This window comes from Streptomyces sp. NPDC028419 (assembly GCF_055565515.1).
The window spans coordinates 23,772-49,991 of record NZ_JBVHUE010000016.1 but is presented as its reverse complement, the minus strand read 5'-3'; the positions used below and the strand labels follow the sequence as shown (position 1 = coordinate 49,991).

The following is a 26,220-nucleotide window of genomic DNA, read 5'->3' as shown; positions in this document are numbered from 1 at the left end:
ATGGGTACGAGTGCGGGCCTCGCCGAAGACCGGGTAGTGATCGTGACGGGCGCGGGCCGCGGGCTGGGCCGGGCCCATGCGCTGGCCTTCGCGGCGGAGGGTGCGCGGGTCGTCGTCAACGACCTCGGGGTGGGCCTGGACGGGCTGCCGGGGCCGGACGCCCCGGCGGCGCTGGTGGTGGCGGAGATCCGGGCGCTGGGCGGCGAGGCGGTGGCCCACGGCGGCGACATCGCCACGACGGAGGGCGCGGCCTCGCTGGTGGAGTGCGCGCTGGACGCCTTCGGGCGGCTGGACACCCTGGTCAACAACGCCGGTTTCCTGCGGGACCGGATGCTCGTGAACCTGGACGAGGACGACTGGGACGCGGTCATGCGGGTCCACCTGAAGGGGCACTTCCTGCCGCTGAAACACGCTGCGGCGCACTGGCGGGCCGAGGCGAAGGCGGGGCGGCAGGTGGCGGCCCGGGTGGTCAACACCTCGTCGGGGGCGGGCCTGTTGGGCTCGGTCGGGCAGGGCAACTACAGCGCCGCGAAGGCGGGCATCCTCGGCCTGACCCTGGTCGCGGCGGCGGAGATGGGCCGGTACGGGGTCCAGGTCAACGCCATCGCCCCGGCGGCCCGGACCCGGATGACGGAGGAGACCTTCGCGGCGACGATGGCGGCCCCGGTCGCCGGGGCCTTCGACGCGATGGCCCCGGAGAACGTCTCGCCCCTGGTCGTCTGGCTGGGCTCCGCCGCCTCGGCCGGCGTCACGGGCCGCGTCTTCGAAGCGGAAGGCGGCCGCATCACCGTCATGGAGGGCTGGCGCCCGGGCCCCACCGTCGACCGCGGGACCCGCTGGTCGCCGTCGGATGCGGGGGAGGCGGCGTCGAAACTCCTGGCGGCGGCGCAGGCCCCGCTGGGGGTGTACGGGGCGGCGGGCTAGCCGGGGGCGGAGCCGCTGCCCTCAATCGCCGGGCGGGCTGGATGTGGCCGGGCTGGGCGGGCCACACTCAGCGCCGCTGGTGCGCTCTCAACCGCCGAGCGCGTGCATCTCCCAGCCTCGCCGGCGTTTGAGGCGCCCCCGGAGGGCGAGCCGACCCGGCGCTTGAGGGGTGCATGCGGTCGCGCGGCTCGTGGGGCCTCCGGCGGGCCCTCAAACGCCGGGCGGGCTGGATTTGGAGCCCGGGGTCGGCGCCACCTCGGCCCTTGGCGGCCCCCCTCAGCCCCGCCGGCGTTTGAGGCGTCCCCGGAGGGTCCAGCCGGCCCGGCGTTTGAGGCGACACGGTGAGCGGATACGGCGATGCGCCTGCCGGAGAACCGCTCCGGGCAGGCGCATCGCATCGTGCCGTGGTTATCCGATGGCGGGGAAGGTGTTCCAGCCGTCTTCGGCGACGTTGCCGCCGGTGCCGACGGCGGGGCCGCCTATGGCGGCGTTGCCGCCCTTGAAGAGGTACAGGTAGCCGTTGGTGTTGGTGAGGTAGAGGTCGGGGATGCCGTCGCCGGTGATGTCGGGGACGCCGCGGACGAGGGGCCAGGTGGCGCGGTTCCAGCCGGATGCGCCGTAGGTGATGTCGTTGGCTCCGTTGGAGGCGGCTTCGGAGGCCAGGGAGGCGAGGTCGACTCCGCCGCTCGCGCCCGGCTTGCCCTTGCGCAGGGCGAGGCCACGGTTGGCCATGGACTCGTCGCGGAAGATCAGGTCGGCGACCCCGTCGCCGGAGACGTCCCGGACGCCGACGATGTCGCGCTGCTTCCAGCCGGCCCCGCCGATCTGCTTGACGGTGCTGAAGCTGGCCCCGGTGTATCCGGTGAAGGCCCAGAAGGTGTCCCCGTCGTCGCCGAGGGCGAAGAAGTCGGGCATGCCGTCGCCGGTGACGTCCTCGCCGGCGATGAGCTGGGTGAGGGCGGCGGTGTTCGGGGAGCCGGCCGGGAGGAGGATCTCCAGGCGGCGGCTGATGTCGACGTGGCCGAGGCCGTCGCCGGGGTAGACGTAGAGCTTGCCGTCGGGCATCCGGGCGATGAGGTCGGTGAGGCCGTCGCCGGGGAACCAGTCGGTGGAGTGCGTGATCAGCGCGCTCTTGCCGGTGGCCGGGTCCTTCCAGTACCCGGCGGGTACGGGCTTGCCGGCGTCGGTGGCTCCGGGGAGCCAGCCGTCGACGTCGCCGGTCCTGTCGCCCGAGTACGTGCGCAGGTTGCCCGCGGGGTCGATGGCGAAGGTGTCGGTGAACCCGTCGCCGGTGACGTCACCGGGCTTGTCCTGGCCGGCGTTCGGGCGGACGTAGAAGAGGTGCGTGGTGGTCGTGGAGACGTTCCCGGCCTGGTTGACCGTGCGGACGTAGAGGGTGTTGGGGCCGGTGTTGTCGGGGGTGATGTCGAGGGTGACGGTGTCCTGGCCCGCGGCGGGGACCGCCTTCTGATTGAAGGAGTTGCGGTTCAGGCTCCACTGGAACTCGCGGATGTCGGCCGCCGCGGTGCCACTGCCGGTGACGGTGATCTTCCCGGGGCCGAAGGGGTTCTTGCTCCACTCGGCTCCGTCGGGGCCGGGGGCGGGGAAGTCGTCGGAGCGGACGGTGGGCGGGTTGGGGGCCGTGTGGTCGACGGTGAAGGTGCACCACCCGCCGCCGCCGGAGTCGTTGGGGCCACTGCCGGACCACCAGCCGTCAGCGTCGATTGCCTGGGCGAGCCAGTAGTACGTCTTGCCGGGGGTGAACTTGTCCCAGCCGATCTGGGTGGTCGCCACGCCGTCGCTGTTGGTGTCCTTCGTGTCGGCGGGGAGGGACTGGGTGCCGTCGGTGGACCAGATGCGGAACTGGATCTGCTTGAGGTTGCCGTCGCCGTCGCTGCCCTTGGCCTGGAACGTCACGTTGGTCTTGCCGACCTTGGTGAAGGGCGCACGGGTGGTGCAGGGACCGCCGGGGTAACTGCTCATATTGGCCTGGACCGGGGTATCCGGGGGCTTGTTGTAAACGATCTCGATGAACGGGGCGCTCTCACCGTTGGCGAGGAATTTCTTCCAGAGGTAGGAGTCAGACTCGTTCGGTGAGCGGAGCGCGATGCCGATGGCGGGCCATTTGTTGGTGGCCGCGCGTTCGGCTGCGCTCTTGATGTCCACGCCCACCCAGTTGTCCGGGCATTCGCTCTTGTAACCGAACCCCGCACTGCCGGAGGCGATGCGACTGCTCCAGAAGCCGTCGTAACTGGTGTTCTTCCAGGTACTGGAGCTGTTGATGAGCGGAGTGAGGTATACGTCGAATGGCTTGGACTCGCAGGACCACGAATACGTCTGGAGGGCCCGCAGGTATGCGGACTTGATGACGGCGCCGTTCAGGGCCGTGTTGAATTCGAAGTTGAATACCGAGCGGGACGTGCCGCCGGACGTGGATTCATAGCCGACGCGGGCTTCGTTGGTGCCGCCCGCGTTGTAGTTCTGCCCGTTGTAGAAGCTGGAGGATTCCTCGGTCTTGTAGAGGAGGCTCCAGGCCTGCTTGTGGCCCTTGAAGGAGGGGTCCACGAAGACGGGGTAGATGGTGTCGGCGTCGTTCAGTAGACCCGCATCGGGCTTGATGGAGAGCGTGCCGTCAGGACCACCGGTCAGGGCGGCCTTGGCCACCGCCGCGTGGGCGCCTTCGGCGCCGCGGATGCCGGGCAGGCCGAGCGAGGGGTGGTCCTTGGCCGCCGGGCCCGGGGCGGGCCGGGTCTCGCCCTCGGTGATCGCGACCTTGCCCGCGGAGTCCCACATGTAGGGGGTGGGGGAGCCGGCGATCTCCGTGTTCTCGGCGTTACGGGCACTGACCGCACCGGACGCCTCGTCGAGAACGAAGGTGAGGTCGGGGGAGGAGAGTCGGTAGTTCAGCTCGCCGAGCAGCGGGTCGGCGGCGGCCTGCTTGTCCTTGACGATGACCAGGTGCGAGTAGCCGCCGTCCTGGGCCGTCATCAGCAGGTCGATGCCGGGTCGGATGTTCTCGTACAGGGCACGCGGACCGTCGATGACCGGCTCGGGGAGCGCTCCGGGCCAGCTCACGGCGATGTCATGGCCATCGACGGTGAGGCGGACGAGTTCGGTCCAGGTGGTGCCCGGCGCGGGGGCGGCAGGAGCGGTGAACGCCGCCGGGGCGAGGGTCCCCCGCGACACGGAACGCGAGGCGCGCTGACCGTCCGTCCCGGCCGGGGCGGCGGGCTTGCTGCCAGCGCTGAACAGCACCCGGCCGTTCACCGCCTTCGGCGCGTAACCGCCCTCCACCCGCTGGAGGTTCGTGTCGATCGACTTCCAGTCGTTGCCGACTTTGGCGCGAATCGCACTGTTGAACACCTGCGCCTTGAACTGTCCGCTCGGCTGCGCCCAGGTCGTCGTGTTCGCGGTCCGGTCCGCGGTGACCTCGACCTCCTTGCCGGACTCCTTCGCCCGCAGCCGCGCCTGCGCCGACGTGACCGCCGGACCCCCCTCGGCCTGCGGCTTCGCCTCGGGTTTCGGCTCGCTCTTGGTCAGCTGGACGCCGACGGGCACGGCGACGGCGACGGCCAGCAGCGCGGCGAGCGTGCCGATGGCCCGGCGGCGCTTGCGCGGGCTCGGGCCGGGCGATGTAACTGCCTTATCGGATTGCTGAGTTGGCGGACTTTCGCCTGTCTCTTCGCTGATGTCCACGGTGTTCTCTCCCCCCTCGGGCATGCGAATGCAACCACCCTCGGTACTAGCGGTAATTCAGCCATATCGGCTCGAAATGAAGGGTCCGCTCCCCACTCGCCCCTCGCGCATAAATGCGCGAGGTGAGCATGGACCATGACGCCCGATTCGTCATCCCCGCTTTCGACGTAAGGGTGATTGAAATGAACCCGTATGAGGCTTTTATGCCGATATTTTAGAACCGTAAAGTGATCATGGCCACATTGGTCGTGAAGCTATGGATTTCCTGTGGCGTACGCCCGCAGAATCAACTGCAAATTTGTCAGTTTTCCTGCCATCCGTATGCCGTCGGCGCGGCTGGCAGAGCGTGGGGGGGTCCACATGTCGCCGTTCTCGGCGAACAACTTCCGCCTGCCCAGAAATGGGAAGGCGAGTGCCGTGCGCGGTCGCATGGCCAGACGCACCGGGGTCGTCCTCTCGGTGCTGCTCGTCGCCGGGCTCTTGCCCAGTGCGGCCTGGGCGGCGCCACCGGGCGACCGCGGGATCGCGCTCCCGGGTCTCCAGCAGGAGATGAAGGCCAAGCTCGACAAGGTCGCCGCGGCCAAGCTGGAGGGCTGGGACGGCGCGCCCGTACAGCCGCCGGCCGGCTACGAGCCGTCCAAGCTGGCCACGCCGGCGACGGGATCGGCCGACGTGCCCCTGAACCCGGGCAGCGGAACCCAGTTGGTGCAGGCCGGCGCCCTGCCGGTGAGCATCGGCAAGGCCTCGCCCACCGAGGCGAACCCCACCCCGGCCGACCCGTCGGGCACGTGGAAGGTCTCGATCGAGGCCCGCCCCGCCAATGAAGCCGCGGCCGTCGTCGACGACGGGGCGATCATCAAGGTCACGCCTCCGGATACCGGATCGACGCCCGTCGACGTCCAGCTGGACTACAAGAAGTTCCAGGACCTCTTCGGCACCGAATGGTCCAGCCGCCTGGAGCTCAAGCAGCTCCCGGAGTGCTTCCTGCGCACCCCCGACGTCCCCGAGTGCACCACCGCGAAGGACGTCCCCAGCACCAACGACCCGAGCACCGGCACCGTCCGCGCCACCATTGACCCGGCCACCGCGCCGGGCCAGGGCCTGCGCACCATGGCGGTCGGCGGTGGCGGCCCGATGGTCCTCGCCGCGTCCGACTCGGGCTCCGGCGCGGGCGGCTCGTACAAGGCGACCTCGCTGGCCGCGTCAGGCAGCTGGACCGAGGGGGGTAGCGGTGGTGGGTTTTCCTGGACCTACCCGCTGACTGTGCCCGCACCTCCGGCGGGCCCGGCCCCGAAGCTCGCGTTCTCGTACTCCTCACAGTCCGTGGACGGTAAGACCTCGGTTGCCAACAGCCAGGCGTCCTGGATTGGTGACGGATGGGATTACGAGCCCGGATACATCGAGCGCCGTTACCGCTCGTGCGCCGACGACCTCAAGGCGACCTCGGGGAAGCCGAACAACGACAACAGCACGGACAAGAAGAAGAGCGACCTGTGTTGGGCCGGTGACAACGTGGTGATGGCGTTCGGCGGCGGCAGCGTCGAGCTCGTTCACGACGCCACTACCGGCCAGTGGGTCCCGTCTTCCGACAGTGGCCTGAAGGTCGAACACAAGACGGATGCGGCCGTACCCAATGGCGCGAAGGATGGTGAGTACTGGGTCGTTACTCAGCGTGATGGCACCCGCTATTTCTTCGGTCGCCATGATGTGGACGGCGCCGGCAGTCGGCCGGTCACCAACTCCGTCCTGACCGTCCCGGTTTTCGGTAATCACCCCGGCGAGCCCTGCTACCAGGCTGCCTACGCCGATTCCTCCTGCACCCAGGCCTGGCGGTGGAACCTCGACTACGTCGAGGACGTCCACGGTAACGCGATGATCGTCGACTGGGCCAAGGAAACCAACAGCTACGCCAAGAACCAGAAGACCAAGGACAAGGTCGCCTACGACCGCGCCGGCTACCCCACGCAGATCACCTACGGCCTGCGCTCCGACAACCTCTCCGGCACCCCTGCGGGCAGGGTCGAGTTCAAGGTCGACGAGCGGTGCATCAAGGAAGGCAAGACCACCTGCTCGGACACTGAGTTCGAGTCAAAGAACTACGAGGACAAGCAGCCTTGGTGGGACACCCCCTCCACCCTCTACTGCAAGGCCGCCGAGAAGGACTGCTACAACGCCTCGCCGACCTTCTGGACCCGTAAGCGACTGACCGCAGTCACGACCTACACGCAGCGGACCGAAGGTTCGACCGAGCTATCGCTCGTCGACCGGTGGAACCTCACCCAGTCCTTCCCGAAACAGCGCACGGACACCCACCCGCCACTGTGGCTGGAGTCCATAACCCGCACGGGGTACGGGACGGGTAAGGACGCCAACGGCAACCAACCGAGCACCACGCTGCCACCGGTCTCCTTCCTCGCCAACGTCACAGACATGCCCAACCGTGTCGCGACCAGCACGACCGATGCGACCCCCGACTTCGACCGCCTGCGCGTGGAGACCATCCGCACCGAGACGGGTGGCGAGGTCCACGCCGACTACTCCGCTCCTTGCCCGGTGGGCGGTACTCATCCGAAGCCGGAGGAGAACACCACCCGCTGCTACCCGGTCCACTGGTCACCCGACCATGACCTGGAGACGCCGCCGCTGCAGTGGTTCAACAAGTACGTCGTCGACCGGGTGACAGAGAAGGACCGCGTCGCCCGCCAGGACGCGGTGGTCACCAGCTACACCTATGAAGGTGACGGCGCCTGGGCCAAGGAAACCGACGAGTTCACCAAGCCCGAACTGCGTACCTACAGCCAGTGGCGCGGATACGCGAGCCTGATGGTCAAAAAGGGTGTCACCGCCAACACAGGTGCCGCAGACGCCACCGAACAGTCCCAGACCCGCACCCGCTACTTCCGGGGCATGTCCGCCGACGCGGGACGCCCGAAGATCACGGTCAAGGACTCCACGGGTACCGAGGACCTAGGCGAGGACCTGTTTCCCTACCAGGGCCGCGCCTTCGAAGAGATCATCTACACCAAGGCCGGCGGGAGCGTCGCCACGCGCACACTAACGTGGACGGCGAACCAGAAGGTCGCCTCCCGTCCGCGCGACGGCACGACTCCGCTCGACGCATACCGAGTCAGCACTCCTCGTACCGACAAGATCGAAACGGTCAGCGGCGGTGCAACGCGCATCAGCCGAACGACGTCCACCGTCGAGCCCGTCTATGGCCTTGCGGTGACCGCTCAGAACGACACTCTCGCCCCGAACGGCGCGGGTGGCTGGACAACCGTCGACCAGAATTGCCTCACCACCACCTACGTCCACAACACGAACAAGTACCTGATCGGGCTGCCTCAACGGACACGGATGAGCAGCGGTGACTGCGCCCACGCCGCCACCGCTACAACGCTCTCCGACGCACGTACCTCATACGACGCGCTCAATGCCTTCGGCACCGCTCCGGTCAAGGGCCTCCCCTATCAGGTCGACACGAATGATGCGGCCGGGACCGGCTGGATCACCACGGCTCGCACTGAGTACGACACCCTCGGCCGTGCCATCAAGGCGTACGACGCGTCGGGCAAGGCTGCATCGACGGCGTACAGCCCGGCCATCGGATCGGTCTTCACCACCACGGTGACGAATGCCGCCGGATACACGACGGTGTCCAAGGCCGACCCCGCCCGCGGCAGCGCCCTTGAGAGTACTGATAGCAATAACCGCAAGATCACCACGTCCTACGACAACCTCGGCCGCACCACCGCCGTGTGGACCCCGTCGCAGAGCCCGGGCAAGGACAAGGCGGCGTACACCTTCGCCTACCAGATCTCCGAGCACGAGCCGCCGGTTGTCACGAGCAGCACGCTCCAGGACAACGGGACCTACACCAACTCCGTTGTGATCTACGACGGTCTGCTGCGCCCGCGCCAGTCCCAGGCCGAGGCCCTCGGCGGCGGCCGTCTGATCACGGACACCTTCTACAGCGCGGACGGCACGGTCCGTCAGACCAACAACGGGTACTACGCGGAAGGCGACCCGGACAAGCACATCTTCGTCCCCGAGTCGGTCTTCAAGGTCCCCAACTCCACCAAGACCGCCTACGACGGCCTTGGCCGCGCGGTCCGCACGACGACGCTCTTCGCAGACGTCCCGCAGTACTCCAGCACCGCCCGCTACGAGGGCGACTGGACGCTCACCCGCACCGCGATGTCGGCCGACGGCACGACCCCGCTCGGCGGTAGCCGCGCTACCAAGACCACCACAGACGCGCTGGGCCGTACCGCGCTCGTCCAGTACGCCACGTCTACCGACCTGACCATTTGGAACACCACCAGCTACAACTACGACACCCGCAACAAGCTCGCCAAGGTCACCGACCCGGCCGGCAACAACTGGACGTACGGCTACGACGCCCGCGGTCGCATGACCTCGTCCAACGACCCGGACATGGGTCAGGCGGAGTTCGGTTACAACAACCTGGACCAGCAGATCTGGGCCAAGGACTCCTCCGGTAGGACCCAGTTCACGACGTACGACGTCCTCGGGCGCAAGACCGAGACCCGTGACGACGCCGCCGACGGCCCGCTCGTCGCGTCCTGGACCTTCGACTCCCTCCCGGGGGCCAAGGGCCAGCCCGTCGCCTCGACCCGCTACTACGACGGCAAGCCGTTCACCAGCGAGGTCACCGGCTACGACACCGAATACCGCCCCACCGGATCGAAGATCACGATCCCGGACGTCCCCGCCACCAAGGGCCTCGCCGGCACCTACGCCTACGGCACGACGTACACGCCCACGGGCAAGATCCAGTCGACGACCCTCCCGGCCACCCCTGGTGGCCTCGCCGCCGAGAAGCTGATCACCCGCTACAACGGCGACGGCCAACCGATCACCCTCTCCGGCCTCTCCTGGTACACCGCCGACACCCTCTACAGCCCCTTCGGCGAAGTCCTGCGCACCGCCACCGGCGCGGCCCCGCAGCGCGTGTGGACGACCAACAACTACAACCCGAACACCGGCCGCATCACCAACTCCATCACCGACCGGGAGACCGCCAACCCCAACCGGATCAGCGACGTCTCCTACCAGTACGACCCCGCCGGCAACATCACCTCGATCACCGACAGCCAGCCCGGCGGCCGCACCGACCGCCAGTGCTACGCCTACGACCCGATGGGCCAGCTCACCCAGGCCTGGACCGGCAAGACCGAGAACTGCACCGGCCCCTCCCTGAACGACGTCACCCCCGGCCCGGACGGTGACGGCTACTGGCAGTCGTACTCCTTCGACGCCATCGGCAACCGCACCAAGCTCGTCGACCACGACCTCACCAACGCGGCCCTGGACGACGAGTACACCTACACCTACGGCGTCACGGTCACCGGCAACGGCACCCAGCCCACCACCACGACCCAACCCCACGCCCTGTCCAAGGTCGACGCGGTCACCCGCAAGCCGGGATCGACGATCAACTCGCAGTCGACCTACGGCTACGACCCCTCCGGCAACACCACCCGCCGCACCCTCGGCGGAGACACCCAGACCCTGAACTGGGACCGCCGCAACAAGGTCACCTCCGCCACCAGCCCCGGCATCGGAGCCGTAGCCGTCAGCGGACTCTCCGGCAAGTGCCTGGACGTCGACCACGGCATCGACACCGACGGCACCCCCATCCAGCTGTGGACCTGCAACGAGACCAAGGCGCAGCAGTGGCGCCTGACCGGCGACACGGTCCGGGCCCTGGGCAAGTGCCTCACGAACAACGCGGGGAACCTGGTCCTGTCCACCTGTGACGGGTCCGACAAGCAGAAGTTCGCCTACCAGGCCGGGGACAAGTCACTCCGGAACCCGGCGACGGGTCAGTGCGTGGACGTCCCGCAATCGGTCGACACCGACGGCACGGACCTCAAGCTGTGGGCCTGCAACGGCGGCACCAACCAGCAGTGGGGCTTCAGCGACACCACCACCTACCTCTACGACGCCTCGGGCAACCGCCTGATCGAGGACAACGGCAGCAGCCGCACCCTCTACCTCGGCGAATCCGAGATCACCGTCAACAAGGCCGGCCAGGCCATCGACGCCGTCCGCTACTACCCCGGCGCTGGCGGGACCACGGTCCGCCGCACCCAGGGCAAGGACACCGGCCACCAGCTCACCATCCAACTGTCCGACCACCATGGCACCGCGACGACCTCCATCGCCCAGGCCACCGGACAGACCATCACCCGCCGCAAGTCCGACCCGTACGGCAACCCCCGCGGCGCCCAGCCCGCCAACTGGCCAGGTAGCCGATCCTTCCTCGGTACCGGCAACGACGACAACACCACGAGCCTCACCCACATCGGCGCCCGTGAATACGACTCCACCACGGGCCGCTTCATCTCCGTCGACCCGGTCATCGACATCACCGACCCACTCCAGATGAACGGGTACACATACTCCAATGGCAACCCAGTCGGAAATTCTGATCCATCCGGCCTGAAATACTTCGAAGGCATGAACGATGGAGGCTTCCAGGCGTCCCCCGACCGACTCCTCGAAGCAGCCGACCGCTACAGTACGAACAGCGGCAGCTATAACATCAATACTGGCCGCGACCGTTCTCGCCCCCTAAAGGGAATAACAGGACCCACTGGTGGATCAGGCGTCACTGTTGAATCTGGCTTCATCCCAAGGGATCGTCCACGCCTGACGGCGAATGACCTGAAGGGAATTTGGCCGAAGCGTGATCCAGTTTCTCAGGCGCTCGGCAACGCTCTAGCTGGGGCCGGAAGTAGCGTCGCCAACACATCAAACCTATTCGCGTGGATTTGGGATGGTGACTGCTGGGGGCATGGGAATGGCGAGGCTGGAGCAGGTGCACCCGGCTGTGGCATCGGCGGCGACTATGACGCGTGGATGCAGGAAAATGGGGTCGATACAAATTCCGATGCCTATCAGATCCCTGGATTTCTTGCCGCAGTGTTCGGGTCCGGAGTGCCAGAAGGTTCAGCCGCGGCAGGAAAGGGTGCAGGGGCGCGAGTAGGGCCTGGGGTCAAGGCAAAGAAGAGCGTCGGTGGTAATTGCTTCCCCGCTGGCACTCTGGTTCAAATGGCTGATGGGTCGACTAAGAATATTGAAGATATTCAAGTCGGCGATGAAGTAATGTCGTCAGACCCTGAATCCGGAGAATCGAAGCCTTCTGCTGTCACGTCTCTAATTAAGCAGGACGGAGACAAGGAGCTTAATGCGCTATCGGTCGATACTGTAGGGGGTGTCGAGGAGTTGACGGCTACCAGCGGACATCCCTTCTGGTCGCCATCCGAGAGCGCATGGGTCAACGCTGGCGACCTCGCCGTCGGAGCTACACTGCTTACCGCCGATGGGCAGAACGCTCGAGTCGCGAAGAATGTGCCTTTCAGGCAGGCCATCGTCACGTACAATCTCACCGTCGCTGACCTGCACACGTACTATGTGCTCGCTGGGCAGACGCCGGTACTCGTTCACAACAGCACATGCCCTGAGTATGAGAACCCGGGACACCATGATCCGACGGGTGGTCCGAACCCGTATGTTCCGAAGAAGGCAGTGCTGCCCGGTGATGCTGGGGAGCAATTCGGCAAGAGCGTCCTCGTCGACGGCACCAGGTGGACTAAGGTCGGTTCCGGCAAGAGTGCCGAGTACTACCGTTACTTCGATGACGGCAACGGTAAGTGGCACTGGAGCGGTAGTACCAACGGTGTAACGAAGTCGGGTACTCCGGTTCCGATTCCGATGAGTCGTGTTCCTATTCAGGTCAAGAGAGGCTAGACGTGAGGTTCTTGACCGACGACGGCCGATTTGGCATTCTTGTCGCCCCTTTGACGGGTCGCGGAATGTTCCGGTTCCAGCTCATCGTCGACAGCCAATTGATCGGTGACACTGAACCGTGCATTCTGGGCACAGCCATGGCCAGGCTGGGTGACCTGACGCATCTGGAAGACGATCGGCTTAGTCTCTTGTTCTCGGACAGGGATGCCGTATTCTCGGCGTTGCTGACTGAGGAGGAGCTCCACGACCGCACAACCCTGTCTATCGCCGAGTCGTTGGACGACTGGTTGATCCACGGATACGTATACAAGGGGAACGTAGTTGTGGTTGCGCGAGGTGACGAGGATGGATCTTTGATGGGTCCTACGCTGGTCGCCGTCGTGGCATCTGCCGAGTATGATCCGATTGTCGAGGCAGCTCGCAGTTATTGGTCGAGCGTCAATAGTTCCTCCATTTCTTGATTTCCTGATTGCGATGGATAGGATTCACTGCCAGATTGCTGGAGTCGGGTAGACTCCCCTGCTGATCAATCCGGCAGTCTGGTCCTATCGAAAATGGGATCTCCATCCGAGTCGCATGAATTTCCAGGCGCAAATCTGAGGCCCCATCGGTTGTGACTGATGGGGCCTCAGAGGTGTCTGACGGCAGAAGTTGACGGCAACGTCAGGGGACGGGGACTGCGCAGAGCGGTGGGTCGTCGAGGTCGTCGGGTTGGCCGGCGGAGTCGCGGAGGGCGTGGCCGAGGAGGTCGATGGCGTCTCGCTGGTGGCGGAGCCTTACGTAGACGGTGGCGGTGTCGCCGATGTGGGCGTGGCCGAGAAGTTCCTTGAACACGACGAGTTCGACGCCCTGTTCCAGGAGCAGCGTGGCCGTCGAGTGCTGGTCGTGGAAGCGGATGCGGCGGAGGCCGGCCTTGCGGAGGAGCGCGGTGAAGGTGCGGGTGAGGTTGGTCGGGTCGATCGATCCGCCCTGCACGGTGGTGAACACGTGCCTGCTGTGCTGCCATGCGGTGCCTGCGGCCTTGCGCTCACGCTGCTGCTGTTCGTGGTGGAGCTTCAGCGATTGGACGCAGCGGGCAGTGAGGGCGATGCGGCATTCGGAGGCCCGGGTCTTGGTGGGCAGAGTGGTGAGTCCGCCCCTACTGGTGCGCTGCAAGGTACGGCGGATGGGGCAGTACCAGTGTCGAGGTCGAGGTCTTCCCAGTACAGGCCGAGGAGTTCGTCCTTGTGGAGTCCGGTGTGGAGAGCGAGTTCGTACGGGGCGTGCAGCCGGTGACCCTGCGTGGTGGTGAGGAGCTGGCGGGCTGCGTCGGAGGTGAGAGGTTCGAAGCGGCGGGGTCGGGGTGTGCCGGTGCGGACGTTGCGCAGGATCTCCTCCTCACGTACGGCGTGCTCGAGCGTGGACGTGAGTACGGAGTGGATGTAGGCCAGCGTAAGCGGAGAGAGTTGCTTGGAGCGGCATGCTCGGATGGCGCAGCAACCGGGCTCATTGCGCCGGGCATCGATGCGCAAGCTCATGGTCGAGCGGCTGGAGCGCCTCTTCTTCGGGGTGTACCGCTCCGCGATCCGCACCAGCGACCTGGCCGCCCTGTACCGCTCCGTACGCATTGTCGAACGCAGCAGCCACCTCCTCGGCCTGAACCGACCTGTCTGGACCGAGATCACCGGCGCGGATGGCGGCGCCGTCCAGGTGAAGACCGTGCGCCTGGATGAGTTGGAGCAGCTAATGGCGTTGGCCCCGTCACGCGAACGCCGAGGGGGAGGGCTGACGCGGCTGCGATTCTCCAGCTGTACCGCACGCTTCCAGAGTCGCGCCGCCGAGAGATAGCCGCAGCTTCCCGGGGTTCTCGGTGGCTATCGGACCGCGCTGGATCCGCTTGGGGCTGTGAGCGGGCGCTTGTCGGGTCCAGGTACAGCCAGGGCTGGCTGGCTCAGGTCTGCGTTTTTCGTCCCTGCGGGCGTCAGCCGACTGCGTTGAGGATTGGGGACCAAGTGGGGCTTGTGAGGGCGGATAGGGCTTGGGCTTCGGGGAGCGGGGGAGTGGGGCGGGTGGGTTTGGGGGTTTCGGGGCCTGTGCCGCCGCCGGGGCTGTTCCACTGGGTTAGTTGGAGTTGGGCTCCGGTGGATTTCAGGGTCAGGGTGAGGGTCCAGCGTTGGGCGGAGCCCGGGGTGTGTTCGGCTGCGTTGCGTTCTGAGAGGAGCAGTGCGCCGCCGGGGGTGGTCGGGCTGTCGGGGAGTTCGGTCAGGGTGCAGGTGTCGCCCTTGGGGCGGGCCGGGGTGCGGTCGCAGGTGAGGCCGTCGCCGTCGCGGAGGGGGAGTTTCAGGCGGACCGCTGAGATGCCTACGAAGGCGGGGCCGTGGCCGTCGTCGAGGATGAGTCCGGCGTTGGCGACGTAGCCGGCCGAGGGGTCCGCCGGGTTGTTGCTCTGGCCGTGCTGCTCGCTGAACCGGGCTCCCGGGAAGGTTTGTTGCAGGGCCTGGATCATTTGGTCACCGGAGACCGCGGAGCGGGGTAGGGCCAGGGCCGTCGGTTCCATGTCGGAGCCGGAGGGGCGGAGGGTGGGGAGGAGCAGGGCGCATGTGGCGATCGCGGCGCAGGCCCCGGCCCCGGCCAGGACGGCGGCGGTGCGGCGACGGCGCTGGTGGGTGCGGCCGCGCTGGACGGCGCCGGTCAGGAGCGGGGTGAGGTCGGGGTCCAGGGACTCCGTGGTGCGGTTCAGGGCGTGGGCGAGGTCTGTTTCGAAGGGCATGGTGGGTCACTACTTCTCTGTTGCTGGTGGGTGAGGGTGAGGGGGCGTTCGCTCAGTGCGGGACCAGGTCGGACAGGGTTTCGCCCAGGAGTGCGCGGAGTTTGCCCAGTGCTCGGGTGCCCTGCGAGCGGACCGCGCTGTTGCTCAGCTTGAGCGTGCGGGCGGTCTCCTCGATGGTGTGCCCCTCCCAGTAGCGGAGCAGGAGCACCGCCCGGTCCCGGGGCGGCAGTTGGCCCAGCGCGTCCATCAAGGTGATGCGCAGGGCGGAGTCGCGGCCGCCGACGTCCGCGCTGTCGGGTACGGTCCCGGTCGGGCGCTCGGTGGTGCTGCGGCGGCGGCGCAGGGTGAGGAACGTGCGGACCAGGACCGTTTGGGCGTAGGCCGCCGGGCTGTCCGCCCGGGCCACGCGGTTCCAGTGGACGTAGACCCGGCTGAAGGTCTCCTGGACCAGGTCCTCGGCGAGGTGCGCGTCGCCGGCCGCGAGGGTGTAGGCCGAGCGGTAGAGGGCCTTCGCCCGTGCGGACACGAATTCCAGGTACGCGTCCTCCTGTGCTGATTTCACTCGGTCCCCGCCTGTTCGCTTGCGTCGCTTGCCTGGTGATCCCCGTGCATACCCCTCTTGACTACGCGGGACGGCCGGATGTCGCGGAGAAGTTTTCAGTGGCCGTGGAACACGGTCCTACACTCCGCGGATGACCAGTGATCTTCTCCGTCTGACCGTTCTGGGGTGTGCGACGCCGTATCCGAGCGTGGACAACCCGTGCTCCGGCTACCTGGTGTCCAGCGGTCACACCCGGGTGTGGGTGGATGCCGGCACTGGGACGCTGGCCCAGTTGCAACGGCACGTGCGGCTGGAGGACTTGGACGCGATCTGGATCTCGCACCTGCATGCCGATCACAGCGCTGACCTGCTCACCACCTACTACGCGGCCCTCTTCGCGGACGTGGAGCTCGCCGCCCCGATCCCGCTGTACGGTCCGCCCGGCATCGCCGATCGGCTGGCCCACTTCCTCACCAACACCGCGACCCGCAGCCCGGTCGAATCGGCCTTCGCCCTTCACGAGCTGCACGACGGTCATCAGGTACAAGTGGGTGCACTGATGCTGACCAGCCGCGCGGTGGCGCACGGCATACCGGCCTTCGCCCTGCGCGTCGAGGCCGGGGGCAGGTCGCTGGTCTACTCCGGGGACACGGCGCCGTGCGCCAGCCTGACGAGTCTGGCCGACCGGTGCGACGTGTTGCTGTGCGAGGCCGAGAGTGCGCGGCCGCCGGCCGAGGGCGAGCGGGTGCACCACACGCCCGAGGACGCCGGGGATACGGCGAGTGCGGCGCGTGCGGGGCGGCTGATCGTCACGCACGTCGGGCGCTTCCTGACGCCGAAGGACGCGGTGGAGCGTGCCGCGGCCCGGTTCGACGGTCCTGTCGAATACGCCGCTCCCGGCGCTACCTTCTCGATCGGTTAGGCCCGGTCTTCGGTCGGGGTCTTGGTCGCCCCGGTCGACTCGGCGGCCCCTGCCCGGTCCCGGGTGCCGCCGCTCGTCAGGCAGCCGAGGGCGGCGCCGGCGGCCACGGCCGCGGCGGCGACGATGAGGATGCGGTGGTCGATGAGGGCAAGCAGGGCGGCGCCCAGGGCCAGGAAGACGGCGTTGGGGGCGAGGAGCAGGGTGTTGGCGGTGGCCGCCACCCGCCCCAGGAGTTCGCTCGGGGTGTCGCGCTGGACGGCGGTCATGGCGGCGATGAGCGCGCACGGGAGGCCCATGCCGATCAGGGCGCTCGCGACCAGGGCGACCGGAGTGGACGGCAGGGCGCGCAGTGCGACGCCGAGCGCGAAGAGGAGTACCCCGGCGGCGGTGAAGACGCGTTCGGGCATGCGGCGCAGCAGGGCGCCGGCGAGCAGGCCGCTCAGTACGGAGCCCACGCCCTGCGCGGCGTAGAGGACGCCGACGAAGGCGGGTGTCCGGTGCAGACCCGAATCCACGATGGCGTAGACGGAGGCGCCGTTGATGCCGGCCATGCCCATCGTGACGGCACCGGTCAGGACCAGGCGCCGGAGGGTGGGGTGCGTGCGCAAGAAGCGGACGCCTTCGGAGACCTGGGCGGTCCAGGGCTGCCGCTCGGCGCGGGCCGGTGGGGCTTCGCGGACCCGGATGAGGGTGAAGGCCGCGGCCGCGAGTACGAAGGTGGCCGCATCCAGGAGCGCGACGCTGGGCCCACCGAAGCGGAGGTAGAGGCCCGCCCCCAGCAGCGGGGCCAGGAGTTTCATGCCCTCGTTGGCCGTCAGCCGCAGGCCGTTGAAGTCGCCCCGCAGCTCCTCGGGGACGGCGGCGGCGACCAACGCCGCCTCGGCCGCGTCCATCAGCACCGTGGAGGTGCCGTAGACGATCAGCACCGCGAACAGCAGCCAGACCCGGTCCGCGGAGTCGACGAGGACGAGGCAGGGCAGCAGGGCGGCCATGGCCAGATTGGACCAGATCAGCAGGGGTCGTCGGCGGACCCGGTCGGCCACCGTGCCGATGATCGGGCCGAAGAGCATGGGAGCCCACACGCAGAACGTGGTCAGGGCCGCCAGGCTGTCCGATCCCGTGATCGACTTGGCCCACACCCCTGCCGCGAGTGACATCGCCGAGCTGCCGAAGCCCGACACCACCACACCGGTGAGGTAGAACCCCACGTTCCGGTCACGCATGACGCGACCCCCGCCCCAGCCCATGTCGCCCCCCTTGTAGTGGTGAGCATCAACTCCCGTTCCGTGAACGAGCCTTGAGTGCCTGATGCCTCGCACGATGGTACGAGGATCACCTCGTCCGTGCCGATCGAGCAGGCGGGCGTGCTCGGTGCGGCCGCGCGTGGCGGATCCGGACATCCTGGGGAGGGCGGGCCGTTGCGGCGCTGACGGCCCGGCTGATGGGGAGGTCGGTGGGGGGGAGTGGACTCTTTGGTTCCGGCCAGTGGGAGGCGGGGTGGGGGTGTTGGCCGTATCGGGTGGTTACCGGGCCGGCGGGGGCGTGGTGGCATGTGCATGCTCAAGCCGGATCCGGATTGCGGATCCGGGTTCGCCTTCACCGGACGGAGTACCCGGACATGACCCTGCGCAGATGGACCCTCGGGGCCGCGGCCCTGACGCTGACGGCCGTCGCCGTCCCGACCGCCACCGCCCAGGCGGACAGCGCGTACGTACCCCCCGGCCGGGTCACCGTGGAGGTGGTCGGGGCGAACGGTTCGGGGTGTCCCGCGGGGACGGCCGACGTCGCCGCGGCGCCCGACAACACCGCCTTCACCGTCACCTACAGCGACTACCTGGCCCAGGCCGGCGCCGGCGCCGGGAGCACGGACTTCCGCAAGAACTGCCAGCTCGCCCTGCGGGTGCACGTGCCGCAGGGGTTCACCTACGCCATCGCCCGCGCCGACTACCGCGGCTTCGCCAGCCTCCAGCGCGGGGCGTACGGGCAGGAGCGCGCCGGTTACTACTTCCAGGGCCAGTCGCAGACCGCGCGGACCACGCACCAGTTCGGCGGCCCGTACTCCGACAACTGGCAGGCCAGTGACCAGACCGGCTACGCGGACCTGGTGTGGGCCGCCTGCGGCGAGGACCGGATCCTGAACGTCAACACCGAACTGCGGGTCTACGCCGGCTCGTCCAACCCGCAGGGCTTGAGCTTCATGAGCATGGACTCGACGGACGGCAGCGTGAACACCGTCTACCACTTCGAGTGGAAGCAGTGTCCGGCGGCCGCCTGATCCTCCCGCACCACCCACCGAATGGTCAGGAGTGACAACGATGTCTCCTTCCCTGTCCCGAGTCCTGCTCGCCCTCGGCGCGACCGCCGCCCTGCTCGCCACCGCAGCCCCCGCCCAGGCGGGTCCCATCACCGTCCCGCCGGACAAGATCGTGATCGAGCTCGCCACCGTCAATGGTTCCGGTTGCCGTGAGGGCACCGCGCAGGTGGCCGTGGCACCCGACAACACGGCCTTCACGGTGACCTACAGCGAGTACCTCGCCCAGGTCGGCCCGGGCGCCCCGCCCACCGCCTTCCGCAAGAACTGCCAGCTCAACCTGCGGGTCCACGTGCCGTCCGGCTTCACCTACGCCATCGTCCAGGCCGACTACCGCGGCTTCGGCAGCCTCCAGCGCGGGGCCACCGGGCAGGAACGGGCGGGCTACTACTTCCAGGGCATGCCGCAGACGACGCAGCGCACCCACCAGTTCACCGGCCCGCTCGACGACAACTGGCAGACGACGGACAAGACCGAGTACGCCGACCTGGTCTGGGCGCCGTGTGGCGAGCAGCGCAACTTCAACATCAACACCGAGTTGCGGGTGAACGCCGGTACGTCCGCGCCGGGCACGACGAGTTTCATGGCCATGGACTCCACGGACGCGAGCGTGAACACCCTGTACCACCTCGCCTGGCAGGTCTGTCCGGGCCCGCGGGCGTAGTACCACCCGTGCGGGGGCGGTTGCCCGGATTCGGGTACCGGGGCGCTGCGGCCTCGTTACGCTCGGTCGTCGACCGAACGTACGCCGCACGGCTCGTACTTGGGGTGACCGCCCATGACCAAGAACACCGATCTCGATCCGACTGCCTCCCCGCTCGACTATTACGGGGCCGAGCTGCGGCGCTGCCGCGAAGCCGCAGGGCTGAAGCAGGCGCAGCTCGGCGACATCATCTACTGCACCGGCTCCCTGGTCGGCCAGATCGAGACGACGCGGAGGGTCCCGACCCGGGACTTCTCGGAGCGGGTGGACGCGGCCCTGGGAACCGACGGCCAGTTCGGTCGGCTGGTGGGCTTGGTGCTGAGGAGTCAGTTGCCGTCCTGGTTCCAGGCGTACGCCGAGATGGAGGCCCGGGCCGAGTACATCTCCACCTACCAGGCGCAGGTGGTGTACGGCCTGTTGCAGACGGAAGAGTACGCGCGAGCGGTGCTCGCGACGGGGCTGCCGAGCAACCTAGAAGACTTGGTTGCGGCCAGGATGGAACGCCAGCGGATCCTGCGGCGGGAGCGTCCGCCGATGGTGTGGGTGGTGCTCGACGAGGCCGTGCTGTATCGGCCGATCGGTGGCCGGGAGGTCATGCGGCACCAACTCCAGCACCTGCTCAGCCTCAACGAGCACCGCTGGACACGATTGCAGGTGCTTCCCTTCGCAGCAGGCGAACACGCCAGCTTGATCGGGTCGTTCAACACCCTGCGGTTCGACGGGGACCCGGACATCGTCTACACCGAGGACTTGGTCTCCGGCCACATGACGGCCAACCCTGACACGGTCAGGGAGTCCGCCCTTCGTTACGCTCAGCTGCAAGCCGCCGCCCTCTCGGTGGAGGAATCGGCGGCATTGATCGTCCGCGTAATGGAGGAACGCTATGGGCACCAACCAGAACCTGGCCAACGCGCGGTGGCGTAAGTCCTCGTACAGCGGAAACACGGGCGGTGACTGCGTCGAGTGCGCCCCCCTCGCCCCCGCAGCCTGGCGCAAGGCTTCGTACAGCGGCAACACCGGCGGCGAGTGCGTAGAGGTCGCCCCCCAGCCCTGCCAGGTCGCCGTCCGGGACTCCAAGGTCCCCGGCGGTCCCGTCTTCACCGTCGGGCGGGTCGCCTTCGCGGCCTTCGTCGGGGCGCTCTAGGCATCCACCCGGATCCGGGGGCCGGACAACGGACCGGACCCGGCCCCCTGGCGGGAGGTCGGGTCCGGTCCTTCTCGTGCGCTGCGGTATGACTACCCACTACATCCACTCGCTGAACCGCAGCCGACCCAACATGTTGTCCATCGTTTCTTCCGGCACCCCCGGCCGTTGGTCCGGGGCGGTGCGCGGCGGCCCGCGCGCGTCGCGGAGCGGGGTGTTCCGGCCCGTGCGGCCGGGCACACCCCGCACATGAGCACGAACGCCATCATCGTGGGGGGCGTCCTCGCCTCCTTCATCGCGTTCTTCGTGCTGGGCTGGCTGACGAACCGGGGCCGGGGCAGCGCGCCCCTGAGGGGGCCCCGCGACGAGGACGGCGACGGCTGCGGGGGCGGCGGTGACAGCTGCGGCTGCGGGTGCTCGGACGCGTGATGCCGGCACGGCACGGAGCCGGGTGTTCCGGAGCCGGCGGCGGGGCACGAACCGGGGCATGAGCCGATTAGCGGTCTGGATCACGGTTTGTGCGGTGCTGTGCCTGGGGACGTGGGGCGCGCTCGCCTGGGTCTGGTTCGATCCGGCCATGCAGGACGCGCGGGACGCTTTCGGTGGTGGCGGGCACATCATCGGCTTCGGCGCCTCCGTCCCGACCGCGATCACGATGTTCAGCGGCATGCTGATGTTCGGCGGCGGGTCGTCCTCCGGCGGCTCCGGCTCCGGCTCCGGCAGCGAGGGGGGATACGGCCCCGGCGGCTGCGGGGGCGGGGGGTGCGGGGGTTGCGGCGGTGGCCTGTGATGGCCCCGGCCTCCGGCGGGGTCCTTGCCTCCGGCGGCGCCTCAAACGCCGGCGAGGCTGGAATTGGTCGGCTGGCGGCGGTCTGTGAGGCCCCGGCCTCCGGCGGGGCTCTTGCCTCCGGCGGCGCCTCAAACGCCGGCGAGGCTGGAATTGGTCGGCTGGCGGCGGTCTGTGAGGGCCCGGCCTCCGGCGGGGCCTGAAGCGCCGGAGGGGCTGGATGTGGCCGGCCGGGTGCGGGGGCGAGGTCCCTCAGGTGTCGCACTCCAGCACCGCGGCGCACAGCGCGCAGCGCGCCCGCAGCCGCCCCCGCACGGGGACGCGCAGCCGCTGCCAGCAGACCGGGCAGGCGAAGCTGACCCGCTGCCCCGAGGGGCCGGGCTCGAAGCGGTACGTCGCCCCCCGCACCGGGTCGGCGGCCCCGGCCCGGCGGTCCTTCGCGTAGCGCCGCCGCTCCAGCGGGCCCGCCGCGGCCAGCGGGGCCCGGCGCGGGTCCCGGCGGGCCAGCTCGCGCCCGCGCACGTAGGCCTCGTACGCCTGGGGGCTGGTGAACCAGGTGGAGAGGTCCTCGCCCAGCAGCTCCCCGCGCTTGGCCAGGACGTACCCGAACTCCTCCGGGGTCAGGTAGCCGAGCTTCTGGTGGGTGAGCGCGTCCTCGCGGTAGGCGTCCAGCAGCAGCCAGCCCGCCCCGAGGTAGGCGGCGGCGGTGTCGGTGAGGATCTCGGTCTCGGCGGTGGTGGGGAAGTCGAGGTCCAGCCGGTGCAGCAGGACGTGCGTGACCTCGTGGGCCAGGGCGGCGGCCAGATCGCGCCGGTGCGTGCGGAAGCGGTCGTTGACCTCGATGAAGTACTCGGGTCCGGCGGCGAGCTCGACGGTGGCCGCGTGCTCCATCGCGCGGAAGCTGATGATCATCCGGGCGTCGGGGAGCCGCAGGTGGCGCACCATCGCGGAGGCCACCCGCTGCGCGCCGAGGTGCAGGTCGTCGCCGTCGGAGAAGGCCGCGTCGGCGGGGGCGAAGGCCGCCGCGTAGGAGCGGACGCCGTCGGTGGAGAGCCGCCGGTGCAGCGCGGTGAGCGCGGCGCGGACCGTGGCGAGGTGCGGGAATCCGTGCTCGACCGGGCTGTGCCGGCCGCCTCCGTGCGTCATCCGTCCCCCCTGCCCCGTCCGTCCCCCTCGGGGCGTACGTCCCGAATGACCTTGGCCGAATCGGCGGGCTTGTGCCCGCGCCGAGCTAGATGTGACATGGACCCGTCATGTCCGCCGTCCCCGCGGCGGCGTGCGCGACGCACCCACGCACCGCCCCACCCCCCACGAAAGGCAGCGTGCCGACTGTGTTGCACCCCAAGAGCGTCACCCGTCGTGCCACCCGTCCGATCCGCAGCGCCCTCGCCGTCGCGGCGGTCGCCCTCGCGGCCGTCAGCCTCCAGCCCGGCTCCGCCAGCGCCGACCCGACCCCCGTGGTCGGCGGCACCCGCGCCGCACAGGGCGAGTTCCCCTTCATGGTCCGCCTCTCCATGGGCTGCGGCGGCGCCCTCTACAGCTCCCAGATCGTGCTGACCGCGGCCCACTGCGTCAACGGCTCCGGCAACAACACCTCCATCACCGCCACCGCCGGCGTCGTCGACCTCAACAGCTCCAGCGCCATCAAGGTCAAGTCCACCAAGGTGCTCCAGGCGCCCGGCTACAACGGCCAGGGCAAGGACTGGGCCCTGATCAAGCTGGCCAAGCCGATCAACCTGCCCACGCTCAAGATCGCCGACACCACCGCCTACAACAACGGCACCTTCACCGTCGCGGGCTGGGGCGCCGCCCGCGAGGGCGGCGGCCAGCAGCGCTACCTGCTGAAGGCCACCGTCCCCTTCGTCTCGGACGCCGCCTGCAAGGCCGCCTACGGCAGTCAGCTGGTCCCCGGCGACGAGATATGCGCCGGCTACGACCAGGGCGGCGTCGACACCTGTCAGGGCGACTCCGGCGGCCCGATGTTCCGGCGTGACGACGCCGGAGCCTGGATCCAGGTCGGCATCGTCAGCTGGGGCGAGGGCTGTGCCCGCCCGGGCCTGCCCGGTGTCTACAGCGAGGTGTCCACCTTCGCCAACGCCATCCGGACCGCGGCCGCCGGCCTCTGACCCGCAGCTCTCGTCCTTCCGGCCGTGCGGGATGCGGCCGGAAGGACGAGGCGTTACGCCCCGAATGTACGTAAGGTCGGTGACAGTACCGCGAGGCTGGCACAGCGCCGTCCCTGCGCCGCGGTCCCCTCCCCGCGGTCCGCCGTGCGGTTGCGGTCCGACCCGCGCGCCGGTCCCATGGGAAGGGTCCAACGGCGACGGGCGACAGTGGGGCAGGCAACGCATGGCGATCAGCGTGGTCATCGCGGACGACCAGGAGATGGTCAGAACCGGATTCCGGATGATCCTGGAGAGCCAGAGCGACATCGAGGTGCTCGCCGACGTCGTCGACGGGGAAGCCGCCCTCGTCGCGGTCGAGCAACACCGGCCCGACGTCCTCCTCCTCGACATCCGCATGCCCCGCCTGGACGGCCTCGAAGTCACCCGGCGGCTCGCCGGACGGGACAAACCGCGCATCGTCATCGTCACCACCTTCGACCTCGACGAGTACGTCCACGCGGCGCTCCACGGCGGCGCCTCGGGCTTCCTCCTCAAGGACGCGAGTCCGGCCATGCTGGTTGAAGCGGTCCGCGCCGCGGCCGTGGGCGACTCGCTCGTCTCACCGGCCATCACCGTGCGGCTGCTGCGCGAGATGGCCACCCGCACCCCCGCGGCCGTGGCCGCCCGGCGCCCCGCCGAACCGCTCACCGAGCGCGAGGTGGACGTCGTACGGTGCCTCGCCCGCGGCATGACCAACGCCGAGATCGCCGCCGAGCTGTACGTGTCCCTCTCCACCGTGAAGACCCACCTGGCGAACGTCCAGGCCAAGCTCGACGCCCGCAACCGCGTCGAGATCGCCGCCTGGGCCTGGGAGAGCGGCCTGGCGGCGAGCTCGACGTGAGCCCCGCCCCACCGAAGGCCGCTCCCGCCGGGCCCCCGCACGGAGGCCCGGGGTGAGTCCGCTGGCCAGCTGGTCGCGGCGGCATCCGCACGGCGCCGACCGGATCAGGGTCTCCCTCATCGTGCTGCTCCTCGCCCTCGTCAGCTTCGAGGGGGCCGTACTGGCCCGGCAGCCCACCGTCCCGCACGCCGTGATCCTGACCTCCGGCGTCCTGGTCTGCCTCGGCGCCGCGCCCTGGCCCCGGCTCGGGCTGGTCGCCCGCGCCTGGTTCGCCGCAGCCGTCACCTGGTCCGCCACCGCCTTCCTGATCTTCGTCAACCACCCCATCGTGGTCTGGGGCGCGGGCGAGGCCATCGCCCTCCTCGTCCTGCTCAGCGGCGTGCTGCTGCGCACGCCCGCCCGCACCGCGGCCGTCCTCGGCCCGATCCTGGGCCTGGGCTGCATGGCCGTCCCCGTCCGGGACTCCGACCCCGGCCGCTTCACCCTGCTCTTCTCCGTCCTCACCGTCGTCGTCACCGCCTACTCGCTGCTGCTGCGCCTACAGGCCGTCCAGCGCCGCCGCGAGGTGCGCGCCGTCCGCACCGCCGAACGCCTCGAACTCGCCCGCGAACTCCACGACCTCGTCGCCCACCACGTCACCGGCATCGTCGTCGAGGCCCGCGCCGCGCGCTTCACCCACGTCTCCGCCGAACGCGCCAACGAGATCTTCGGCCGCATCGAGACCGCCGGCGGCGACGCCCTCGGCTCCATGCGCCGCCTGGTCAAGGTCCTGCGCGAGGACGACTCGGGCCCCGGCACCGCCCCCATCGCCGGCCTCGACGACATCCGCGAGCTCACCACCCGCTTCTCCGTCACCGGCCCGCCCGTCGTCCTCTACATCGAACAGGGCCTCGCCGACACCCTGCCCGGCGACGTCGCCGCCGCCGCCCACCGCATCGTCCTCGAAGCCCTCACCAACATCGGCAAGCACGCGGCCACCGCCACCGCCGTCCGCATCGGCCTGCGCACCGTCGGCACCGGCCTCGAAGTCCGCGTCGCCGACGACGGCGGACGCCCCGCCAAGCTCTCCGAACAGGCCCGCGGCGGCGGTTACGGCCTCGCCGGCATGACCGAACGCGCCGAAGCGATGGGCGGCACCCTCAGCGCCGGCCCGGCCCCCGAAGGCGGCTGGATCGTCACCGCGATCCTGCCCTTCGCCAGCCGTCTCACTGGCCGAGCGGCCGAAGACCCCGCCCCACCAGCCACGTAAGCTCGGGAACCATGACGAACAGCGACATCGACGAGAACGTCCGCGAGGAACTGGCCCGGCTGCGGGACAGCATCGACAACATCGACGCGGCCGTCGTGCACATGCTCGCCGAGCGCTTCAAGTGCACCCAGCAGGTCGGCCACCTCAAGGCCAAGCACCAGCTGCCCCCGGCCGACCCGAACCGCGAGGCCAGCCAGATCGCCCGGCTCCGCCAGCTCGCCGAGAACGCCAAGCTCGACCCGGCCTTCGCCGAGAAGCTCCTCACCTTCATCATCGCCGAGGTGATCCGCCACCACGAGACGATCGCCGCGGCCGAAGACCCCGACGCGTAGTCACCTGATGGCCACGGGGTGGCCGGGAGGTGACCGGGGGGTGTCCGCACGGTGGCCGCGGGACGTCCAGCGGGTCC

At 69.1% G+C, this 26,220-nt stretch carries 20 protein-coding genes and 1 pseudogene; 15 read left to right on the top strand and 6 right to left on the bottom strand.

Features of this window, described 5'->3' with window-relative positions; all coding sequences use genetic code 11:
* Entirely contained in the window at positions 1–924 is a 924-nt protein-coding gene (locus ACZ4UB_RS19750) for an SDR family oxidoreductase (RefSeq protein ID WP_468071723.1), read from the top strand.
* A gap of 408 nt (positions 925–1,332) precedes the next feature.
* Here the strand turns inward: ACZ4UB_RS19750 and ACZ4UB_RS19745 are convergent, their stop codons facing one another.
* Positions 1,333–4,644 carry a DNRLRE domain-containing protein gene (locus ACZ4UB_RS19745; protein ID WP_468071721.1) on the bottom strand — a complete coding sequence of 1,104 codons (3,312 nt, stop codon included), beginning with the start codon at positions 4,642–4,644 and terminating at the stop codon, positions 1,333–1,335.
* 243 nt (positions 4,645–4,887) lie between these two features.
* Between ACZ4UB_RS19745 and ACZ4UB_RS19740 the strand changes: the two genes are divergently transcribed.
* Together ACZ4UB_RS19740 and ACZ4UB_RS19735 are read left to right on the top strand one after the other, a co-directional pair.
* Complete coding sequence (locus ACZ4UB_RS19740; protein WP_468071719.1) at positions 4,888–12,399, top strand: ricin-type beta-trefoil lectin domain protein; 7,512 nt, start codon at positions 4,888–4,890, stop codon at positions 12,397–12,399.
* 11 nt (positions 12,400–12,410) lie between these two features.
* Positions 12,411–12,860: a hypothetical protein gene (locus tag ACZ4UB_RS19735; RefSeq protein WP_468071717.1), complete on the top strand. Its 450-nt coding sequence runs from the start codon at positions 12,411–12,413 to the stop codon at positions 12,858–12,860.
* A 202-nt stretch (positions 12,861–13,062) separates the two neighbouring features.
* Here ACZ4UB_RS19735 and ACZ4UB_RS19730 read toward each other — a convergent pair.
* Positions 13,063–13,904 (bottom strand): annotated as a pseudogene (locus ACZ4UB_RS19730) (site-specific integrase); the annotation flags it as partial.
* Here ACZ4UB_RS19730 and ACZ4UB_RS19725 point away from each other — a divergent pair.
* Complete coding sequence (locus ACZ4UB_RS19725; protein ID WP_468071926.1) at positions 13,867–14,226, top strand: hypothetical protein; 360 nt, start codon at positions 13,867–13,869, stop codon at positions 14,224–14,226. The pseudogene ACZ4UB_RS19730 and the gene ACZ4UB_RS19725 sit on opposite strands and share 38 nt — an antisense overlap.
* Positions 14,227–14,359: 133 nt before the next feature.
* Here the strand turns inward: ACZ4UB_RS19725 and ACZ4UB_RS19720 are convergent, their stop codons facing one another.
* Positions 14,360–15,148, bottom strand: a complete 789-nt coding sequence (locus tag ACZ4UB_RS19720; protein WP_468071715.1) for a hypothetical protein — start codon at positions 15,146–15,148, stop codon at positions 14,360–14,362.
* A 52-nt stretch (positions 15,149–15,200) separates the two neighbouring features.
* Entirely contained in the window at positions 15,201–15,710 is a 510-nt protein-coding gene (locus ACZ4UB_RS19715; RefSeq protein ID WP_468071713.1) for a SigE family RNA polymerase sigma factor, read from the bottom strand.
* Positions 15,711–15,840: 130 nt separating this feature from the next.
* Here ACZ4UB_RS19715 and ACZ4UB_RS19710 point away from each other — a divergent pair, with 130 nt between their 5' ends.
* Positions 15,841–16,611: an MBL fold metallo-hydrolase gene (locus tag ACZ4UB_RS19710; protein WP_468071711.1), complete on the top strand. Its 771-nt coding sequence runs from the start codon at positions 15,841–15,843 to the stop codon at positions 16,609–16,611.
* On the opposite strand, the gene ACZ4UB_RS19705 is transcribed toward ACZ4UB_RS19710, so the two are convergent.
* Positions 16,608–17,834: an MFS transporter gene (locus ACZ4UB_RS19705; RefSeq protein WP_468071709.1), complete on the bottom strand. Its 1,227-nt coding sequence runs from the start codon at positions 17,832–17,834 to the stop codon at positions 16,608–16,610. The genes ACZ4UB_RS19710 and ACZ4UB_RS19705 overlap by 4 nt on opposite strands.
* Before the next feature lie 395 nt (positions 17,835–18,229).
* Here ACZ4UB_RS19705 and ACZ4UB_RS19700 point away from each other — a divergent pair, with 395 nt between their 5' ends.
* The 6 genes from ACZ4UB_RS19700 (at position 18,230) to ACZ4UB_RS19675 (ending at position 21,559) form a co-directional block, all read left to right on the top strand.
* Entirely contained in the window at positions 18,230–18,886 is a 657-nt protein-coding gene (locus ACZ4UB_RS19700) for a DUF4360 domain-containing protein (protein ID WP_468071707.1), read from the top strand.
* A gap of 40 nt (positions 18,887–18,926) precedes the next feature.
* Positions 18,927–19,586: a DUF4360 domain-containing protein gene (locus ACZ4UB_RS19695; RefSeq protein ID WP_468071705.1), complete on the top strand. Its 660-nt coding sequence runs from the start codon at positions 18,927–18,929 to the stop codon at positions 19,584–19,586.
* A gap of 114 nt (positions 19,587–19,700) precedes the next feature.
* A complete protein-coding gene (locus ACZ4UB_RS19690) occupies positions 19,701–20,549 on the top strand; it encodes a helix-turn-helix domain-containing protein (RefSeq protein ID WP_468071703.1) in 849 nt (282 codons plus the stop codon).
* Positions 20,509–20,769 (top strand): DUF397 domain-containing protein, encoded by a 261-nt coding sequence (locus ACZ4UB_RS19685; RefSeq protein WP_468071701.1) that lies wholly within the window; start codon positions 20,509–20,511, stop codon positions 20,767–20,769. Before ACZ4UB_RS19690 ends, ACZ4UB_RS19685 begins: the two co-directional genes overlap by 41 nt.
* A 249-nt stretch (positions 20,770–21,018) precedes the next feature.
* Positions 21,019–21,198 (top strand): hypothetical protein, encoded by a 180-nt coding sequence (locus tag ACZ4UB_RS19680; protein WP_468071700.1) that lies wholly within the window; start codon positions 21,019–21,021, stop codon positions 21,196–21,198.
* A gap of 58 nt (positions 21,199–21,256) precedes the next feature.
* Positions 21,257–21,559: a hypothetical protein gene (locus ACZ4UB_RS19675; RefSeq protein WP_468071699.1), complete on the top strand. Its 303-nt coding sequence runs from the start codon at positions 21,257–21,259 to the stop codon at positions 21,557–21,559.
* A 249-nt stretch (positions 21,560–21,808) separates the two neighbouring features.
* On the opposite strand, the gene ACZ4UB_RS19670 is transcribed toward ACZ4UB_RS19675, so the two are convergent.
* Complete coding sequence (locus tag ACZ4UB_RS19670) at positions 21,809–22,702, bottom strand: hypothetical protein (RefSeq protein WP_468071698.1); 894 nt, start codon at positions 22,700–22,702, stop codon at positions 21,809–21,811.
* Between the two features lie 176 nt (positions 22,703–22,878).
* Between ACZ4UB_RS19670 and ACZ4UB_RS19665 the strand changes: the two genes are divergently transcribed.
* The 4 genes from ACZ4UB_RS19665 to ACZ4UB_RS19650 all read left to right on the top strand — a co-directional run bounded on the left by ACZ4UB_RS19665 (position 22,879) and on the right by ACZ4UB_RS19650 (position 26,143).
* A complete protein-coding gene (locus ACZ4UB_RS19665; protein ID WP_468071697.1) occupies positions 22,879–23,682 on the top strand; it encodes a serine protease in 804 nt (267 codons plus the stop codon).
* Between the two features lie 223 nt (positions 23,683–23,905).
* Positions 23,906–24,562 carry a response regulator transcription factor gene (locus tag ACZ4UB_RS19660; RefSeq protein ID WP_354383307.1) on the top strand — a complete coding sequence of 219 codons (657 nt, stop codon included), beginning with the start codon at positions 23,906–23,908 and terminating at the stop codon, positions 24,560–24,562.
* 52 nt (positions 24,563–24,614) lie between these two features.
* Positions 24,615–25,811, top strand: coding sequence for a sensor histidine kinase (locus tag ACZ4UB_RS19655; RefSeq protein ID WP_468071695.1), 1,197 nt, complete (start codon positions 24,615–24,617; stop codon positions 25,809–25,811).
* An 11-nt stretch (positions 25,812–25,822) separates the two neighbouring features.
* Entirely contained in the window at positions 25,823–26,143 is a 321-nt protein-coding gene (locus tag ACZ4UB_RS19650) for a chorismate mutase (protein WP_354383309.1), read from the top strand.
* Positions 26,144–26,220: the final 77 nt, after the last annotated feature.

Bases quoted from the DNA above. Each gene is read 5' to 3' on its own strand.
- ACZ4UB_RS19750 (WP_468071723.1), top strand. From the start codon at position 1: ATGGGTACGAGTGCGGGCCTCGCCGAAGACCGGGTAGTGATCGTGACG.
- ACZ4UB_RS19680 (WP_468071700.1), top strand. From the start codon at position 21,019: ATGAGCACGAACGCCATCATCGTGGGGGGCGTCCTCGCCTCCTTCATC.
- ACZ4UB_RS19660 (WP_354383307.1), top strand. From the start codon at position 23,906: ATGGCGATCAGCGTGGTCATCGCGGACGACCAGGAGATGGTCAGAACC.
- ACZ4UB_RS19710 (WP_468071711.1), top strand. From the start codon at position 15,841: ATGACCAGTGATCTTCTCCGTCTGACCGTTCTGGGGTGTGCGACGCCG.
- ACZ4UB_RS19745 (WP_468071721.1), bottom strand. From the start codon at position 4,644: ATGCCCGAGGGGGGAGAGAACACCGTGGACATCAGCGAAGAGACAGGC.
- ACZ4UB_RS19695 (WP_468071705.1), top strand. From the start codon at position 18,927: ATGTCTCCTTCCCTGTCCCGAGTCCTGCTCGCCCTCGGCGCGACCGCC.
- ACZ4UB_RS19720 (WP_468071715.1), bottom strand. From the start codon at position 15,148: ATGCCCTTCGAAACAGACCTCGCCCACGCCCTGAACCGCACCACGGAG.
- ACZ4UB_RS19705 (WP_468071709.1), bottom strand. From the start codon at position 17,834: ATGCGTGACCGGAACGTGGGGTTCTACCTCACCGGTGTGGTGGTGTCG.
- ACZ4UB_RS19700 (WP_468071707.1), top strand. From the start codon at position 18,230: ATGACCCTGCGCAGATGGACCCTCGGGGCCGCGGCCCTGACGCTGACG.
- ACZ4UB_RS19690 (WP_468071703.1), top strand. From the start codon at position 19,701: ATGACCAAGAACACCGATCTCGATCCGACTGCCTCCCCGCTCGACTAT.
- ACZ4UB_RS19685 (WP_468071701.1), top strand. From the start codon at position 20,509: ATGGGCACCAACCAGAACCTGGCCAACGCGCGGTGGCGTAAGTCCTCG.
- ACZ4UB_RS19650 (WP_354383309.1), top strand. From the start codon at position 25,823: ATGACGAACAGCGACATCGACGAGAACGTCCGCGAGGAACTGGCCCGG.
- ACZ4UB_RS19670 (WP_468071698.1), bottom strand. From the start codon at position 22,702: ATGACGCACGGAGGCGGCCGGCACAGCCCGGTCGAGCACGGATTCCCG.
- ACZ4UB_RS19675 (WP_468071699.1), top strand. From the start codon at position 21,257: ATGAGCCGATTAGCGGTCTGGATCACGGTTTGTGCGGTGCTGTGCCTG.
- ACZ4UB_RS19725 (WP_468071926.1), top strand. From the start codon at position 13,867: ATGGCGCAGCAACCGGGCTCATTGCGCCGGGCATCGATGCGCAAGCTC.